The organism is Arthrobacter sp. ISL-65 (assembly GCF_018613795.1).
In the GTDB taxonomy this organism is placed as follows: Bacteria; Actinomycetota; Actinomycetes; order Actinomycetales; family Micrococcaceae; genus Arthrobacter.
The window spans coordinates 219866-235201 of the sequence record NZ_JAGGPN010000038.1; the positions used below are offsets into that span (position 1 = coordinate 219866).

The window sequence follows — 15336 nt, forward strand, 5'->3', positions numbered from 1 at the left end:
CAATGAAAGGAATGTCATGAAGGCATTTTTGACCCGAAGGAAATCCCTTCTGGCAGCAGCATCCGCGGCCATCGCTCTTACACTGAGCGCTTGCGGCGGCGGCGGCACCGGGACCGGGTCCAACCCCACTCCGGTCGAGAAGCCCAGCTTCGCTGCAGGCACCGCCATGGAAAAGCTCGCCTCGGCCGGCAAAGTGACCATCGGCACCAAGTTCGACCAGCCGCTGTTCGGCCAAAAGGGCCTGGACGGCAAGCCTGTCGGTTTCGACGTCGAAATCGGCAAGCTGCTCGCCGCCAAGCTGGGCATCCCCGCAGACAAAATTGAATGGGTCGAGACCGTCTCCGCCAACCGCGAGCAGTTCATCAAGCAGGGCAAGGTGGACCTGATCGTGGCCACCTACACCATCAACGACAAGCGCAAGACCGAAGTCGACTTCGCCGGCCCGTACTACGAAGCCGGCCAGGCACTGATGGTGAACAAGGACAACACGTCCATCACCAAGCCCGAGGACGTCAAGGGCAAGAACGTCTGCTCCGTGACGGGCTCCACCCCGGCCTCCACCATCGTGCAGAAGTACGGCGCAGTCCTGGTTCCGGCCGCCACTTACTCGGCCTGCCTCGAGCCGCTCCGCAACAAGCAGGTTGAAGCCGTCACCACGGACAACGTCATCCTGGCCGGCTTCGTCAACAAGGAACCGGACGCGTTCAAGCTGGCATCCGACGAGACCTTCACCAAGGAGCCTTACGGCATCGGCCTGAAGAAGGGCGACACGGAGTTCCGCAACTGGGTCAACGACCAGCTGGAAAGCTTCTCCAAGGACGGCTCCTACAAGAAGGCCTGGGAAGACACGGCCGGCGCGGTCATCAAGACGGCACCGGAACTTCCGGCCATCGACCGCTACTAAGACGATCGTGGCGGTTACCGGCGGCTGTGCATGCCACAGCCTGCCGGTAACCGCCGCTTCCGTTTTCCGCACATTCCCCTGAACGCAGCTAAAGGATCCTATGGACGTCATCATTGATAGCCTCCCCCAATACTGGGACGGCTTTCTCAGAACCCTGTTCCTGGCCGCCGTTTCCGGCATCATCGCCTTGGTGGCAGGCACGCTGCTGGCCGCCGCCCGCGTCTCCCCTGTTGCAGCACTCCGCGGCTTCAGCATGGCCTACGTGGAGGTTGTGCGTAACACCCCGCTGACCATTGCCTTCTTTTTCGCGGCGGTGGTCCTTCCCCGCCTGGGCGTGACCTTCCAGCAGTTCGAGGTCGCGGCCATCATCGCCCTGAGCGCCTACACCGCTGCCTTCATTGCCGAGGCTGTGCGCTCGGGCGTCAACAGCGTTCCTGTCGGCCAGGCCGAGGCAGCCCGCAGCATCGGCATGAAATTCGGCCAGGTACTCTCCCTCATCATCCTTCCGCAGGCGCTCCGCACCGTGATCCCGCCGATGATCAACATCCTCATCGCGCTCGTCAAGAACTCCTCGGTTGCCGGCGCCTTCTACGTGCTGGAGCTGTTCGGCTACGGCAAGCAGCTGGCCAATGACCATGGTGACGCCGTCATGTGGGTGCTGGTGGGGGTTGCCTTCTTCTATCTCCTGATCACCGTGCCGCTGGGCTATCTCGCCCACCAGGTCGAACGAAAGGTGGCGATCGCACGATGAGTTCGGTTCTCTACGACGTCCCCGGCCCCAAGGCCCGCCGCGTCTCGCTGATCGGGTCAGTGATCGGCGTCGTGCTGATCGCTGCCCTGCTGGCGTGGGCCGTGATGACCCTGGCCCAGCAGGGGATCTTCCAGGCACAGCGCTGGGCGATCTTCGGCCAGGCTGACGTCTGGTCGCTGATCGCCAGCGGCATCGGCGCGACGCTGGCCGCGGCGGCCATTGCAGCAGTCATTGCCTTTCCGCTGGGGCTTCTGCTGTGCCTGATGCGCATCTCCGACGTCGCCTGGATCAGGATTCCCACCAGGATCGTGCTCGAGTTCCTGCGCGGCATGCCCGTGGTCCTGATGATGCTGTTTGTGCTGCTGGTCTTCGCCACCAGCTCGTTCATCGCCGTGGTGACAGGCCTGGTCCTCTACAACGCCGCGATCTTCGCGGAGATCATCCGCGCCGGCATCCAGTCCCTCCCACGCGGCCAGCGTGAAGCAGGTTTGGCAATCGGCCTGACCAGCTTCCAGTCCCGGCTGACCATCGAACTGCCGCAGGCCGTCCGCCGCATGCTGCCGTCCCTCGTTGCGCAACTCGTGGTCCTGCTGAAGGACACGTCGCTGGGGTACATCGTTGCCTACGGTGAACTGCTGCGCGCAGTGCAGGTGATGGCGGACTTCCTGGGCCCGCAGTTCCTGTTCCCGGTCTTCTTCGTGGCCGCGGCCATCTACATCGCCATCAACCTGGCCGTCTCCAGGCTGGCCATCTGGATTGAGCGGCGCGGTTCCAAGAAGGCCGCCGGCGGAGTGGCGAAGGCCCCCACCGCCGGCGTGTCCACCGTAATCAAGTAAACGTCGTGAGATAAACGGCAGGCATTAATGGCGAAGGGTCCGCAGCCATCCGGCTGCGGACCCTTCGTGCTTCTCTGCCAGTGCCCAGACGTCTGAGGTTCAGGGCAGCATGCTCAGGACAGCCACGTCTGCAGTGCGCGCAGGCAGGTGCGGACGGCATCGGCCTCCACGTGTTCGTTGTCCTTGTGGGCCAGCAGCGCGTCGCCGGGCCCGAAGTTCACTGCCGGGATGCCCAGTTCGCTGAAGCGGGCGACGTCGGTCCAGCCGTATTTGGGTTTCGGCTCGCCGCCCACGGCGGCCACGAAGGACGCGGCGGCAGGGTGGTTCAGTCCCGGGCGCGCGCCGGCGGCGCTGTCTGTGCGGACGACGTCGAACCCGTCCAGCAGCGCGCGCACGTGCTCTTCGGCCTGGTCGGGGGTCTTGTCCGGGGCGAAGCGGTAGTTGATCTCCACCACGCAGCGGTCCGGGATGACGTTGCCCGCGGTGCCGCCGTGGATCTTCACCGCGTTCAGGCTTTCGCGGTAGTCGAGGCCGTCCACGGTCACGGTCTGCGGGCTGTACGCCGCGAGACGTTCCAGTATGGGCGCGGCGGCGTGGATCGCATTGCGGCCCATCCAGGCCCGGGCGGAGTGGGCCGCCTCGCCGGACGTAGTGGCGTGGAACCGCATGGTGCCGTTGCAGCCGCCCTCGACGGTACCGTCGGTCGGTTCGAGCAGGATGGCAAAGTCGCCGCCGAGGAGCCCGCCATGGTTCCGCACCAGCCGGCCGAGCCCGCTCTTGACGGCCTCCACCTCCTCATGGTCGTAGAACACAAAGGTGACGTCCTTGCTCGGTTCCGCCTCGCCGTCGAACATGGACGCTGCCAGTGCAAGCTGGACCGCAACGCCGCCCTTCATGTCCGTGGCGCCGCGGCCGTACAGGACGCCGTCGCCGGGGACCCCGGACGGCCAGGTGGACGGCACCGTTCCCAGCGAGTCTTCCGTAACGGGCAGCGGCACGGTGTCCAGGTGGCCTGCCAGGATGACCCGTTCGCTGCGGCCGAGGTTGGTCCGGGCGATGATGGAGTCGCCGTCACGTACCAGTTCGAAGCCGGGGAGTTGGCGGAGTGCCGACTCGACGGCGTCCGCAAGCTGGCGCTCGTTGCCGGAGACGCTGTTGATGTCGATCAGCGCGGCGGTCAGCAATGCCACGTCCTGGCGCAGGTCAAGGGTCACGGGGGCTGTTTCGGCAATCACCATCCCACTGTATCCCGCGCCTGCCGTCCCAACCGGGTAGCAGCTCAGGGCGTTCCCAGCGCCGGGAACGCCCTGAAATGCGACTCAGATATGTGCGGACCGGTTTCGGTGCGTGCACGTCGTCTCGATAGACTTGGCGCATGACTGAAACCGCTTCTTCCGCCGTGCCCGCTGCCCAGACACTGTCCGACGAATCCCGGTCGGCCTATGGATTCGGCGTAGCCACCATCGCCACGCGGAACGGCGAAGCCACCGTGCTGGATACCTGGTTCCCCGCCCCCGCCCTCGGTGTGGCCACCGAAAGCCTCCGCGCGGTGGAAAACGCCGACGAAACCCTGACGGACATCGCGGCCGCCGGCACTGACGCCGACCGCGGCACCGAGCAGAAGGTGGTGTTCGTCCAGATCAACCTGGACGAGGCCCCGGCGGACACCGCCGATGCCTACCTGCGCCTGCACCTGCTCTCGCACCGCCTGGTCCGGCCCAACAGCATCAACCTGGACGGCATCTTCGGCAAGCTCCCTAACGTCGTCTGGACCAACTTCGGCCCGTGCGCCGTGGACGGGTTCGAACTGACCCGCGCCAAGCTGCGCAAGCGCGGCGCGGTCACCGTCTACGGCGTGGACAAGTTCCCGCGCATGGTGGACTACGTCGTTCCGGCGGGCGTCCGCATTGCCGACGCCGACCGCGTGCGCCTGGGCGCCCACCTGGCCGACGGCACCACCGTCATGCACGAAGGCTTCGTGAACTTCAACGCCGGCACGCTGGGGACCTCCATGGTTGAGGGCCGCATCTCCGCCGGTGTGGTGGCCGGAGACGGCACCGACGTCGGCGGCGGCGCCTCGATCATGGGCACCCTCTCCGGCGGCGGCAAGGAGAAGGTGTCCCTGGGCCAGCGCGTCCTGCTGGGCGCCAACTCCGGCGTGGGCATCAGCATCGGGGACGACTCCGTGGTGGAAGCCGGGCTGTACGTCACGGCAGGCACCCGCGTCCGCCTTGCCGGCCCTAAGGACGCCGACGGCGAGGACACCAGCAAGATCGTGAAGGCCGTGGAGCTGTCCGGCGTGCCGAACCTGCTGTTCCGCCGTAACTCCACCACCGGTGAAGTTGAAGTCCTGCCCCGCCAGGGCCAGACCGTGGAGCTGAACGACGCCCTGCACGCCAACTGACCGCACGCCAACCGACCGTGAGGACATAGCCGGCACGCCATCCAGACGGGCGTGCCGGCAGATTGCTGGAGTAACAACGTGACACGCAGACGCAGGCTGCGCGGGGCTGTCATCACCGGCCTCTCCCTCGCCCTGGTCGCCGGCGGCATCTACACCGCGGCCACTTTGCTGCAGCGCTCCGAGCAGCTGATCACCGAGGAATGCACCGCCGCCATCGGCTCACAGCGGTCCGATCTGGCCACCGACCAGGCCGCGAAGGCGGCGCTGATCACGGCTGTCTCGGTGCGCCGCGGGCTCCCTCCGCGGGCAGCCAGCATTGCCCTGGCCACCGCCATGCAGGAATCCAAGCTTCGGAACATCGGCCACGGCGACCTTGCCGGCCCCGACTCCAGGGGCCTCTTCCAGCAGCGCCCGTCCCAGGGCTGGGGCACCCAGGACCAGGTCATGGACCCGATCCATGCCACGAACGCCTTCTATGATGCCCTCGTGAAGGTGCCCGGCTATGCCACCCTGGAAATCACCGACGCCGCCCAGCGCGTACAGCGCTCCGCCTACCCGACTGCCTACGCCGAGCACGAGGCCATGGGACGGTCCTTCGCCTCGGCATTGACGGGTGAGACGCCCGCTGCCCTGAACTGCACGCTCCGCTCACCGGACACTGCCGGCAACCCCGCCGCCCTGCTCACTGAGCTGGAAGCCGCCTACGGAACCATCCCCACGGCGGCCTCCGGCCAAACGCTGGAGGTGGACGTCGCCGACAGCTTCGCCTGGTCCGTGGCCCACTGGGCGGTGGCAAACGCCAAAGAGTATTCGGTGGAACGCGTGGACGTGGACGGAAAGCGGTGGGACAGGAAGGCCCGAAACGGGTGGCAGGATGCACCGGATGCCGGCGGCCGGGTGGCCATCACGCTTGCTGCTGCCGGGTCCTGAATCTGACGCCGGGTCCTGAATGCGCGGACGTCCTGAAATCTGCGGACTTAAACGAGGATCTCCACGACCGGCTGCACGTAGCTGCGGAACACCTCGGGCTGCGAGAGCAGCTCGTGGCTCATGATGATCTTGTCCGGTTCCAGGTACCACGCCCGCTGCTCATCCAGCGGCAGCTCGATGATCGTCAGCGCAAAGTCCCGTGAGTCCCGGCCGACTTCCAGGAGCCGGTCCTCCACGATGTCCTCGAGCAGGTGCGCGGAGCCTCCGGCCACGCGTTCGGCCTCCAGCTCGGCGTACTCCGCGCGCCGCTCCCGAGCCCAGGTCAGGGCTGCCCCGAAGTGCGCCTGCAGGACCTTGCGCAGCGCCGGCGAGTTGGCGAAGGACCGGAATCCCGGGGGCGACAGCTCAGGAGACATCTGCGGGTGGGCCTTCAGCAGCTGCTCCCACCAGGCTTCCCACTCAGTTTTCAGGGCGCCGATACCGCCCACTTCGGCGGTGAGATGGGCATGGTCCACGTGGCGGACCTTCGGCGCGGCATGCGAAAGCGCGGGAAAGCCTGCGCCGTCGAGCCCGGCAACATCACGTATGTAAAGGGCAATAAGCATGGGCCCCGACGTGTCCATAGTGATTCGCCAGCCTGGACCGCCTGTGTGCTGCATGCGTATGCCTCCTTGGCATCTCGTTTTCCGCCCCGTTGTGCCGGCCACCCGCTCTCCGGCTTTCAGTCTATTACCCCAGCCCGGGGACGTTAATGGCTGGCACCGAGCCTCCTGCGGAGGCCCGCGACGTGGAATTCGAGCACGTCGCGGCACATTTCCGGCGACATCCAGCCCGGCTGAAGCAGGGCATGCATGGCCAGCCCGTCGAGGGTGGCCAGCAGGTGTTCGGCCGCAGTCACAAGCTGCGGTCCGGCATCGGCCCCGGTGGTATCGTCCTCATGCAGGAGCCGGGTGATCACCTGGCCGACGACGGCGGCCACGGCCCGGTGGCTCCTGTCCGCCTCGGCGGCCAGGGAGGGCCGGATCCGCGCCGCGTTCCTGAACGCCAGCCAGGCGCACGCATCCAGGGCGCGCTCGTCGTCCAGCGGCAGGAATTCGCCCAGCAGTGTTAATACGGCACGGCTGGTGTGCGGGTCACTGGCTGCGGGCCCCAACCCTATTAGCGCTTTGTTGAGGCGCGTCAGGATGCGGTCGGAAACAGCTGCAAAGGAGTAGGCCAGCAGGTCATCGCTGCTGTCGAAGTAGTGCCGCACGGAGCCCACCGCGAGGCCCGCCTCATCCGCCACTTCCCGCAGGGACGCGCGTTCCAGTCCGTCCGTGGCGATGATCCTGCACACCGCGCCAACGATCTCCTGCCGGCGCTGCTCGGCGTCCACGATTTTCGGCACTCTTGTTTTTAGCACGGGTGTGCCCCCAAACCGCGGCGGCGCGCAGCCGTTAACGCCGACGGCGGCCGCCCACCGGGAAGGTGGACGGCCGCCGTCGTGAATTGGCCCCTTAGTTGGGAGCCGGTGGGGATTAGCGGGCGGGGTACTGCCGCTCGGGCTCACCTGTGTAGAGCTGCCGCGGACGGCCGATCTTGGTGTTGGGATCGTTGATCATCTCGCGCCACTGGGCAATCCAGCCCGGCAGGCGGCCGATGGCGAACAGCACGGTGAACATCTTCTCCGGGAAGCCCATGGCCTTGTAGATCAGGCCGGTGTAGAAGTCCACGTTCGGGTACAGCTTGCGCTGGATGAAGTAGTCATCATTCAGGGCCTTCTCTTCGAGGCGCAAGGCGATGTCCAGGAGTTCGTCGTTGCCGCCGAGCTTCGTGAGGATCTCGTGAGCCGTGGCCTTGACGATCTTGGCGCGCGGGTCGTAGTTCTTGTAAACGCGGTGACCGAAGCCCATGAGGCGGACGCCGTCTTCCTTGTTCTTGACCTTCTCCATGTAGTCCTCGGGCTTGGTGCCGTCGGCCTGGATCTGGCGCAGCATCTTCAGCACGGCCTCGTTGGCGCCGCCGTGGGCGGGGCCGAAGAGCGCGTTGATGCCTGCGGACACGGAGGCGAAGAGGTTGGCGTTGGAGGAACCGACCAGCCGGACCGTGGAGGTCGAGCAGTTCTGCTCGTGGTCGGCGTGCAGGATGAGGAGCAGGTCCAGCGCCTTGGCGACTACCGGGTCCACCTCGTACTGCTCGGCCGGCAGTCCGAAGCTCAGGCGCAGGAAGTTCTCCACCAGGTTGTGGGAGTTGTCCGGATACAGCATCGGCTGCCCGATCGACTTCTTGTGCGCGTAGGCCGCAATGACCGGCAGCTTCGCCATCAGGCGGATGGTGGAAACCTCCACCTGCTCGTCATTGAACGGGTCCAGCGAGTCCTGGTAGAACGTGGACAGCGCGGACACAGCCGAGGACAGCACGGGCATCGGGTGCGCGTCCCGGGGGAAGCCGCCGAAAAAGCCCTTAAGCTCCTCGTGCAGCAGGGTGTGGCGGCGGATCTTCTGGTCGAAGTCCTCCAGTTCGGCCGGCGTCGGGAGATTGCCGTAGATCAGCAGGTACGAGACTTCCAGGAAGCTGGAGTGCTGGGCAAGCTGCTCGATCGGGTAACCGCGGTACCGCAGGATGCCTGCGTCGCCGTCGATGTAGGTGATGGCCGACGTCGTGGCGGCCGTGTTCATGAAGCCAGGGTCAAAGGCAACGGCGCCGGTCTGCTTCAGTAGCTTGGAAACGTCGTAGCCTTCGTTTCCCTCAACAACCTTGATGCGCGGAAGTTCGAGTTCGCCGCCTGCGTGGCGCAAGATCGCACTGGTGGTCTCAGTAGCGCTGGTGGTCTCAGTCATGGAGTCCCCTTCATGAGGCCTCTTGGCCTCGCTAGAAAGCTATATCCAACATCAGGTGAGCCGCGCGGGATCCCGCACGGCGGGACATCCAACGGCCGTGCTGCCTTCTTGTAGAAAGCCACCATTGATAGTCAGTTAAAAACTACCGCCACTTGCGGGCTGCCACTAATCCGGAAGCGCCAAATCATCCCCAAAACGGGCCAGTTGTGGCGCGAGTCACATCATTGTTACGGCGTTCCCAGCGCCAAAAGTCACGCTTGTCGCGGCATGACCACAATGCGAAAACTGGGAAACCGCTATGCCAGGCGGGCCACCGCGGCGTCGATCCGTTCGTCGGTTCCGGTGAGGGCCACGCGAACATAGCCGTGCCCCGCGTCGCCGTAGAACACACCCGGACCCACCACGATCCCCCGCTCCGCGAGGCGTGCCACGGTGTCCCAGGTTGCTTCGCCCGCCGTGCACCACAGGTACAGGCCGGCGGCGGACTCGTGCAGCGTCAGCCCGAAGGACTCAAGCGCCGGCAGGAGCCGCTCCCGCCGTCCGCGGTACAGGTCCTTCTGCTCCAGGACGTGCGCGTCGTCGCCCAGTGCCACCCGCATGGCTTCCTGCACCGGGTACGGCACGATCATGCCGGCGTGCTTGCGGCTGTTGACGAGGTTGGCCATGAGGGCCGCATCACCGGCGACGAAGGCGGCCCGGTAGCCGGCCAGGTTGGACTGCTTGCTCAGCGAGTACACGGCGAGGAGCCCGTCGTGGGACGCACCGGCGACGCGCGGATCCAGGATGCTCGGAACAGCCTGTCCCCCGCGCTGCAGGTCCCACTCGCCCCAGCCAAGCTCGGCGTAGCACTCATCGGATGCCACCAGGGCGCCGATTGCGCGCGCCTGGTCCACGATCTTCTTCAGCGACGCGGCGTCGCGGACGCTGCCGGTGGGGTTGCCCGGCGAGTTGACCCAAACCAGCCGGACCTTCGCCCGGGTGGCCGCGTCCAGCTCGTCGAGGTCATCAGCCGCAACCGCCGTGGCCCCGGCGAACGTGGCCCCGATGTCATAGGTGGGGTAGGCGACCGTGGGCCGGACGACGACATCTCCCGGCTTAAGGCCCAGCAGGAAAGGCAGCCACGCCACGAGTTCCTTGGAGCCCACGGTCGGCATGACGGCGCTGGGGTCCAGCCCCTCGACGCCGCGGCGGCGGGCGAACCACGCCGCGATGGCCTCCCGGAGCGCGGGCGTGCCGTGCACCGTGGGGTAACCCGGCGCATCCGCGGCTGCCTTCAGCGCGTCCTGGATGACCGGCGGCGTCGGGTCCACGGGCGTGCCGATGGACAGGTTCACCGCACCGCCGGGGTGTTCAGCCGCTTTGGCGAGGTACGGCGCCATCGCTTCCCACGGGTAGTCGGGCAGGCTAAGGCCGAAACTGCGCACAGCTGTAGTCACGAAGGGGTCCGCCTCAGTGGTCCTGGTTCTGCGGCGGGAGCGCTGCAATCATCGGGTGGTCCTTGCCGGTATTGCCCACCTTGGCGGCGCCGCCCGGGGAGCCGAGGTCGTCAAAGAACTCGACGTTCGCCTTGTAGTAGTCTGCCCATTCCTCGGGGGTGTCATCCTCGTAGTAGATGGCTTCCACCGGGCAGACGGGCTCGCATGCACCGCAGTCGACGCACTCATCGGGATGGATATAGAGGGAGCGTTCGCCTTCGTAGATGCAATCGACGGGGCACTCCTCAATGCATGCCTTGTCCTTAACATCTACACACGGCTGCGCGATTACGTACGTCACGTCCCTTGCCTCTCCACGTTGATTCCCGGCGGCTGGCCGGTTGCTGCATCCGGCCTGCATGCCGGGCTGTCCACTTCAGAGCCTATTATCTCCCAGGCCCGTCCCGCTAACGAAGCGGGCGCGTCACACTCCGGACAGGTCATACGATGGACGGGTGAGTCCGACGACACCAACTCCCCGGCAGTTCCTGGCCACGGCCCCCGTCGGAACGCGCGTCGTGGTGCGCTACAGGATCGACGGCGGCTTTACGGATGCGCTGGGAGACCTTCTGGAGTGCGGCGAAAGTGAGTGCACCGTGCGGACCCGGAGGTCCGACGTCGGCATTCCCCTTGACAGCGTGGTGGCCGCCAAACAGGTGCCGCCGGCAGCTCCGCGGCGGGGTTCACGGCTGGCCCCGCCAGCCGCGGGCTGACAGCCCGGGCCTAGGCCCTGTCCTTTTCGTCCAACACCTCGGCTTCCGCGGAACCATCTGCCCGCATCCCACCCGTCTCCACCCCGTCCGGAAGCGTGCGCATCGTGCGCAAAGGAGAGAACAGGACCGGGGCGGCGGCCAGGAGACTGCCAGCCGCTCCGATCATCATGGTGGCCACCAGCCCTATGTGCTCGCCAAGGTACCCCGAGGCCAGGGCCGACAACGGAATCACGCCCCACACGGCAAACCGGATGGACGCATTCATGCGGCCGAGAAGCCGGGACGGGCAAACCCGTTGGCGCATGGTGAGCTGCACGACGTTGTACACCAGGACGCTGAAGCCAAACCCGAATTCGGAGATCACCAGCAGCACCAGTGAGACTGCGGGTTCGGGCACGACACCGGCGAGCGGCACGAGCAGCAGAAAAACTGAGCTGACCACGGCGCACACCGGAATCACCGTGCCTTCGCCAGCGCGGGCGGCCAGCCTCGGCGCCGCCACGGCGCCCAGCACTCCGCCGGCCGCGCCAACGGTCATGACCAGGCCCAAGCCCTGCGGCCCCAGCCCGAGATTGCGCAGCACCAGCAGCGGCGTCAGCGTGAAGATCAGCGTGCCGAAAAAGTTCATTCCGGCGGTACAGGCCGCAATGCGGCTGATGAGCGGATGCCGGAGCACAAAGGAGAGGCCTTCCCGGATTTCCGCAGGGAGCGGCCTCCGGTCGGCCGGGGCCACACGTACTTCCGAGTCCCGGGTGCGGGCCAGGAACACCGCGGAGAGCAGGTAGCCCGCGGCCTCCCCCACGAACAGCACGGGAGCCGAGACAAGCGCCAGCATCGAGCCGCCCACGGCGGGTCCGCCGATGCGTGCAACCTGGGTGGTCGCCTCCAGCTTTGAGTTGGCCTCCCGCACCTGCGGAGACTCCACCAGCACCGGAACGTAGCTCTGGTACGCGACGTCGAAGAACACCGTGGCCGTTCCCACGGTCGCCGCGATGACGTAGAGGTGCCAGATTTCCAGGCTGCCGCCCCACCAGAGGAGAGGCACGGCGGCCATGGCGGCCATCCGCACCAGATTCGCGGCGATCATGGTTTTCCGCTTCAGCCAGCGGTCAACCCACGCCCCAACTGGAAGCCCAACAGCCAAGAAGGCGGCTAAGCCTGCGGCGGTCAGCGCGCCAACCTCGAATTCGGACGCGTGGAGCATGCTGACGGCCAGCACGGGGAACGCCAACTGGCCCAGCTGCGCGCCGAACTGTCCCAGCGCCTGGCCGGCCCAAAAGGTGGTGAAGTTGCGGTCCCGCCACAGCGCTCGTGCTGTTGGGACCACCGCGGTCGATTCGGCAGTCACTGCTTCAGTTTCCGGCAGTGATTGGCATATGTCAATCGTTCATTGCTCGTTACACTGGCGTCTATGACACCCCCGCCGGAAAGCGATGATGCAGACCTGGTGGCAAAGGGCCGCGCCCTAAGTTCTCCGCTACGGCTGAGGATTCTTCGTTTATGCCTGCACCAGTCACGTACCAACAAGGAGATCGCCGAACTGCTCGGCCTCAATCCCGCTTCCAGCCTCCACCACGTCCGCACCCTGGTGCGGACCGGGTTCCTGGTGGCCGAGGACCGCCGGAAGGGGCGGCGGGGAGCCACCGAGGTACCCTACATCGCCAGCCGCAAGTCGTGGAGCACCCCCGTGGACAACGTTGCGCCCATCCTCATCGAGACGTTCCTGCAGGAAACCCGGGACCTTCCGCCCGAGGACATTGAGGTGTGGCGCCTCGGGGTGAAGTTCAACGCCGCCAGACGGGAGGAAATGCTGGCCAAGCTCCGCGCCGTCATCGAGGAGTACATGGCACTTCCCGCAGACGACGATGGCGAGGCCACCTCACTCATGATCGCGCACCACCGGGACCCGGCGGCAGGCTAGCGGGCGGAACCGGACGGGCGGCTGTACCGCCTGCACCAGGCCAGCATCGCGACGGTAACCACCACGATCCCGTAGACCCAGATGCCTCCGGCCAGGTCACCGGCAATGAGCCGCTTGCCTGGCTCCATCCCGGACCACCAGCCGGCCAGGGCATAACAGACCGCGCCGCACACCGCCGTCGGAATCAGCGTCCGGAACGCCGCCCCGAGGAACAACTGAAGCGACGCCAGGAGCAGCAGCGCCGCCACGGCACCCATGGGCAGAGCGGAACCGGCGGCAGCGAACTCCTGACGGTGCAGCGCGGTTCCGGCGAAGGCAGCAAAAAGAGCTGCCGGCACGGCGGCGGCCAGGCCGCCTGCCATGCCGGCAGCTCTTCTGTTCACGATTTCGGTTCCCTGCGGGAGGGTGTCGTTATGCCTTCGCGCGCGCGCGGTTGGCCTTGGCACGCTCATTGGTGTCAAGGATGACCTTGCGGATGCGGATGGCGTCCGGTGTAACCTCAACGCACTCGTCCTCGCGGGCGAACTCGAGGGACTCTTCCAGGGTCAGGTCCCGCGGCGGCGTCAGGTTCTCGAAGGTGTCCGAGGAAGCTGCACGCATGTTGGTGAGCTTCTTTTCCTTCGTGATGTTCACGTCCATGTCGTCGGCGCGGGAGTTCTCGCCCACGATCATGCCCTCGTACACCTCGGAGGTGGGCTTGACGAAGAAGGAGCCGCGTTCCTGCAGGTTGATCATGGCGAACGGGGTCACGACGCCTGCGCGGTCGGCCACCATGGAACCGTTGGTGCGGTATTCAATCGGGCCGGCCCAGGGCTCGTAGCCCTCGGAGATGGAGGCTGCGATGCCGGCGCCGCGGGTGTCCGTGAGGAACTTGGTGCGGAAGCCGATCAGGCCACGGGCAGGAACGATGAACTCCATGCGGCACCAGCCGGTGCCGTGGTTGGCCATGTTGGTCATGCGGCCCTTGCGGGCGGCCATCAGCTGCGTTACGGCGCCGAGGTACTCTTCCGGCACGTCGATGGTCATGTGTTCCATCGGCTCGTGGATCTTGCCGTCGACCGTCCGAGTGACAACCTGCGGCTTGCCCACGGTCAGCTCGAAGCCTTCGCGGCGCATCTGCTCCACGAGGATGGCCAGCGCGAGCTCGCCGCGGCCCTGGACTTCCCAGGCATCCGGACGCTCGGTGGGGAGAACCTTGATGGAGACGTTACCGATCAGTTCCTTGTCCAGGCGGTCCTTCACCTGGCGGGCCGTGACCTTGGCGCCCTTGACCTTGCCGGCCAGCGGGGAGGTGTTGATACCGATCGTCATCGAGATCGCGGGATCGTCAACGGTGATCAGGGGCAGCGGCTGGGGGTTCTCGACGTCGGTCAGGGTCTCACCGATGGTGATCTCCTCGATGCCGGCGACGGCGACGATCTCGCCCGGACCGGCGGACTCGGCCGGAACGCGCTCGAGCGCCTTGGTGGCAAGGAGTTCAGTGATCTTGACGGTCTTGAGCTCACCGTTGGCGCGGGCCCAGGCAACCTGCTGGCCCTTGCGGAGGGTGCCGTTGTAGATGCGCAGCAGGGCGAGGCGGCCCAGGAACGGGGAGGCGTCCAGGTTGGTGACGTGCGCCTGCAGGACACCTTCCGGGTTGTAGGTCGGGGCGGGGATGTGCTCGATGATCGCGCTGAAGAGCGGCTCGAGGTCCTCGTTCTCCGGGGCGGTGCCATCAGCGGGCTGTTCGAGGGAGGCGCGGCCAACCTTGGCGGCGGCGTAGACCACCGGGACGTTGAGGATCTTGTCCAGGTCAAGGTCGGGAACCTCATCGGCGAGGTCGGAGGCCAGGCCCAGGAGCAGGTCCATGGACTCGTGGACGACCTCTTCGATGCGGGCGTCCGGGCGGTCGGTCTTGTTGACCAGGAGGATCACCGGCAGGTGCGCGGCGAGGGCCTTGCGGAGGACGAAGCGGGTCTGGGGCAGCGGGCCCTCGGACGCATCCACGAGGAGAACGACGCCATCCACCATGGACAGCCCGCGCTCCACTTCGCCGCCGAAGTCGGCGTGGCCGGGGGTGTCGATGACGTTGATGGTGATGGTTTCGCCCTTGGAGGACGGTCCGTTGTAGGCCACCGTGGTGTTCTTGGCCAGGATGGTGATGCCCTTTTCGCGCTCCAGGTCACCGGAGTCCATGACACGGTCTTCGAGGTGGTTGTGCTCGGCAAAGGAGTTGGTCTGCTTGAGCATGGCGTCCACGAGGGTGGTCTTGCCGTGGTCAACGTGGGCCACAATCGCGACGTTGCGCAGGTCACTGCGAACTGCAGTTGCTACCGCGGTGTTGGTGGTGGTTTCAGACATGCGTTATTGCTCGATTCAGTGGTGAAGTCAGCTGTTGTATCGCGACATTTCCAACCGGAACGCACGACGGATCAGACCCTTAACACAGGGCACCTACCTCCAGTCTAAACGCTGAGCCATTTATTGGCCTAAAACGGGCGCCCGCACACGCGCCCGGACCCGTTACCAAATCGTGAATCCAACGGGGCGTCATGTGAGCAAAATCACTGGCTTTTCCGAAAGTGATCCACCACTATTGCTAGA

Annotated in this window: 16 protein-coding genes; 7 read left to right on the forward strand and 9 right to left on the reverse strand. The window is 66.1% G+C overall.

Features of this window, described 5'->3' with window-relative positions; translation table 11 throughout:
• The first annotated feature begins 16 nt into the window (after positions 1-16).
• From J7I85_RS16785 to J7I85_RS16795, 3 genes are all read left to right on the forward strand, one after another.
• Positions 17-904 carry a glutamate ABC transporter substrate-binding protein gene (locus tag J7I85_RS16785; protein WP_214853780.1) on the forward strand — a complete coding sequence of 296 codons (888 nt, stop codon included), beginning with the start codon at positions 17-19 and terminating at the stop codon, positions 902-904.
• Positions 905-1004: 100 nt separating this feature from the next.
• Complete coding sequence (locus J7I85_RS16790; protein ID WP_214853783.1) at positions 1005-1655, forward strand: amino acid ABC transporter permease; 651 nt, start codon at positions 1005-1007, stop codon at positions 1653-1655.
• Positions 1652-2491, forward strand: coding sequence for an amino acid ABC transporter permease (locus tag J7I85_RS16795; RefSeq protein ID WP_214853786.1), 840 nt, complete (start codon positions 1652-1654; stop codon positions 2489-2491). Before J7I85_RS16790 ends, J7I85_RS16795 begins: the two co-directional genes overlap by 4 nt.
• A 113-nt stretch (positions 2492-2604) precedes the next feature.
• Here J7I85_RS16795 and dapE read toward each other — a convergent pair whose 3' ends face one another.
• Positions 2605-3729, reverse strand: a complete 1125-nt coding sequence (gene dapE, locus J7I85_RS16800) for a succinyl-diaminopimelate desuccinylase (RefSeq protein ID WP_214853789.1) — start codon at positions 3727-3729, stop codon at positions 2605-2607.
• A 137-nt stretch (positions 3730-3866) separates the two neighbouring features.
• Between dapE and dapD the strand changes: the two genes are divergently transcribed.
• Together dapD and J7I85_RS16810 are read left to right on the forward strand one after the other, a co-directional pair.
• Complete coding sequence (gene dapD / locus J7I85_RS16805) at positions 3867-4895, forward strand: 2,3,4,5-tetrahydropyridine-2,6-dicarboxylate N-succinyltransferase (RefSeq protein ID WP_214853792.1); 1029 nt, start codon at positions 3867-3869, stop codon at positions 4893-4895.
• A gap of 78 nt (positions 4896-4973) precedes the next feature.
• Positions 4974-5825: a hypothetical protein gene (locus tag J7I85_RS16810; protein WP_214853794.1), complete on the forward strand. Its 852-nt coding sequence runs from the start codon at positions 4974-4976 to the stop codon at positions 5823-5825.
• A gap of 47 nt (positions 5826-5872) precedes the next feature.
• Here J7I85_RS16810 and J7I85_RS16815 read toward each other — a convergent pair whose 3' ends face one another.
• From J7I85_RS16815 to fdxA, 5 genes are all read right to left on the reverse strand, one after another.
• On the reverse strand, positions 5873-6484 hold the full coding sequence (locus J7I85_RS16815) for a hypothetical protein (protein WP_214853796.1): 612 nt from the start codon (positions 6482-6484) through the stop codon (positions 5873-5875).
• 89 nt (positions 6485-6573) lie between these two features.
• A complete protein-coding gene (locus J7I85_RS16820; protein ID WP_214853798.1) occupies positions 6574-7212 on the reverse strand; it encodes a TetR/AcrR family transcriptional regulator in 639 nt (212 codons plus the stop codon).
• 130 nt (positions 7213-7342) lie between these two features.
• Entirely contained in the window at positions 7343-8644 is a 1302-nt protein-coding gene (locus J7I85_RS16825) for a citrate synthase (RefSeq protein WP_214853800.1), read from the reverse strand.
• A 296-nt stretch (positions 8645-8940) separates the two neighbouring features.
• Entirely contained in the window at positions 8941-10080 is a 1140-nt protein-coding gene (gene dapC / locus J7I85_RS16830; protein ID WP_214853802.1) for a succinyldiaminopimelate transaminase, read from the reverse strand.
• 13 nt (positions 10081-10093) lie between these two features.
• Positions 10094-10420, reverse strand: coding sequence for a ferredoxin (gene fdxA, locus J7I85_RS16835; protein ID WP_026265673.1), 327 nt, complete (start codon positions 10418-10420; stop codon positions 10094-10096).
• Between the two features lie 154 nt (positions 10421-10574).
• Here fdxA and J7I85_RS16840 point away from each other — a divergent pair, with 154 nt between their 5' ends.
• On the forward strand, positions 10575-10832 hold the full coding sequence (locus J7I85_RS16840; RefSeq protein WP_308159531.1) for a hypothetical protein: 258 nt from the start codon (positions 10575-10577) through the stop codon (positions 10830-10832).
• Between the two features lie 10 nt (positions 10833-10842).
• On the opposite strand, the gene J7I85_RS16845 is transcribed toward J7I85_RS16840, so the two are convergent.
• Positions 10843-12180, reverse strand: a complete 1338-nt coding sequence (locus J7I85_RS16845) for an MFS transporter (protein ID WP_214853804.1) — start codon at positions 12178-12180, stop codon at positions 10843-10845.
• A gap of 63 nt (positions 12181-12243) precedes the next feature.
• Between J7I85_RS16845 and J7I85_RS16850 the strand changes: the two genes are divergently transcribed.
• Positions 12244-12753 carry a helix-turn-helix domain-containing protein gene (locus tag J7I85_RS16850; RefSeq protein WP_214853805.1) on the forward strand — a complete coding sequence of 170 codons (510 nt, stop codon included), beginning with the start codon at positions 12244-12246 and terminating at the stop codon, positions 12751-12753.
• On the opposite strand, the gene J7I85_RS16855 is transcribed toward J7I85_RS16850, so the two are convergent.
• Positions 12750-13136 (reverse strand): hypothetical protein, encoded by a 387-nt coding sequence (locus J7I85_RS16855; RefSeq protein WP_308159532.1) that lies wholly within the window; start codon positions 13134-13136, stop codon positions 12750-12752. The two genes, J7I85_RS16850 and J7I85_RS16855, sit on opposite strands and share 4 nt — an antisense overlap.
• 28 nt (positions 13137-13164) lie before the next feature.
• Complete coding sequence (typA, locus tag J7I85_RS16860) at positions 13165-15093, reverse strand: translational GTPase TypA (protein WP_214853807.1); 1929 nt, start codon at positions 15091-15093, stop codon at positions 13165-13167.
• Between the last annotated feature and the right edge of the window lie 243 nt (positions 15094-15336).

Excerpts from the sequence above, each read along its gene's own strand:
- J7I85_RS16795 (WP_214853786.1), top strand. The coding sequence starts at position 1,652 with ATGAGTTCGGTTCTCTACGACGTCCCCGGCCCCAAGGCCCGCCGCGTC.
- J7I85_RS16785 (WP_214853780.1), top strand. The coding sequence starts at position 17 with ATGAAGGCATTTTTGACCCGAAGGAAATCCCTTCTGGCAGCAGCATCC.
- typA (WP_214853807.1), bottom strand. The coding sequence starts at position 15,093 with ATGTCTGAAACCACCACCAACACCGCGGTAGCAACTGCAGTTCGCAGT.
- J7I85_RS16850 (WP_214853805.1), top strand. The coding sequence starts at position 12,244 with ATGACACCCCCGCCGGAAAGCGATGATGCAGACCTGGTGGCAAAGGGC.
- J7I85_RS16790 (WP_214853783.1), top strand. The coding sequence starts at position 1,005 with ATGGACGTCATCATTGATAGCCTCCCCCAATACTGGGACGGCTTTCTC.
- J7I85_RS16815 (WP_214853796.1), bottom strand. The coding sequence starts at position 6,484 with ATGCAGCACACAGGCGGTCCAGGCTGGCGAATCACTATGGACACGTCG.
- dapE (WP_214853789.1), bottom strand. The coding sequence starts at position 3,729 with ATGGTGATTGCCGAAACAGCCCCCGTGACCCTTGACCTGCGCCAGGAC.
- dapD (WP_214853792.1), top strand. The coding sequence starts at position 3,867 with ATGACTGAAACCGCTTCTTCCGCCGTGCCCGCTGCCCAGACACTGTCC.
- J7I85_RS16825 (WP_214853800.1), bottom strand. The coding sequence starts at position 8,644 with ATGACTGAGACCACCAGCGCTACTGAGACCACCAGTGCGATCTTGCGC.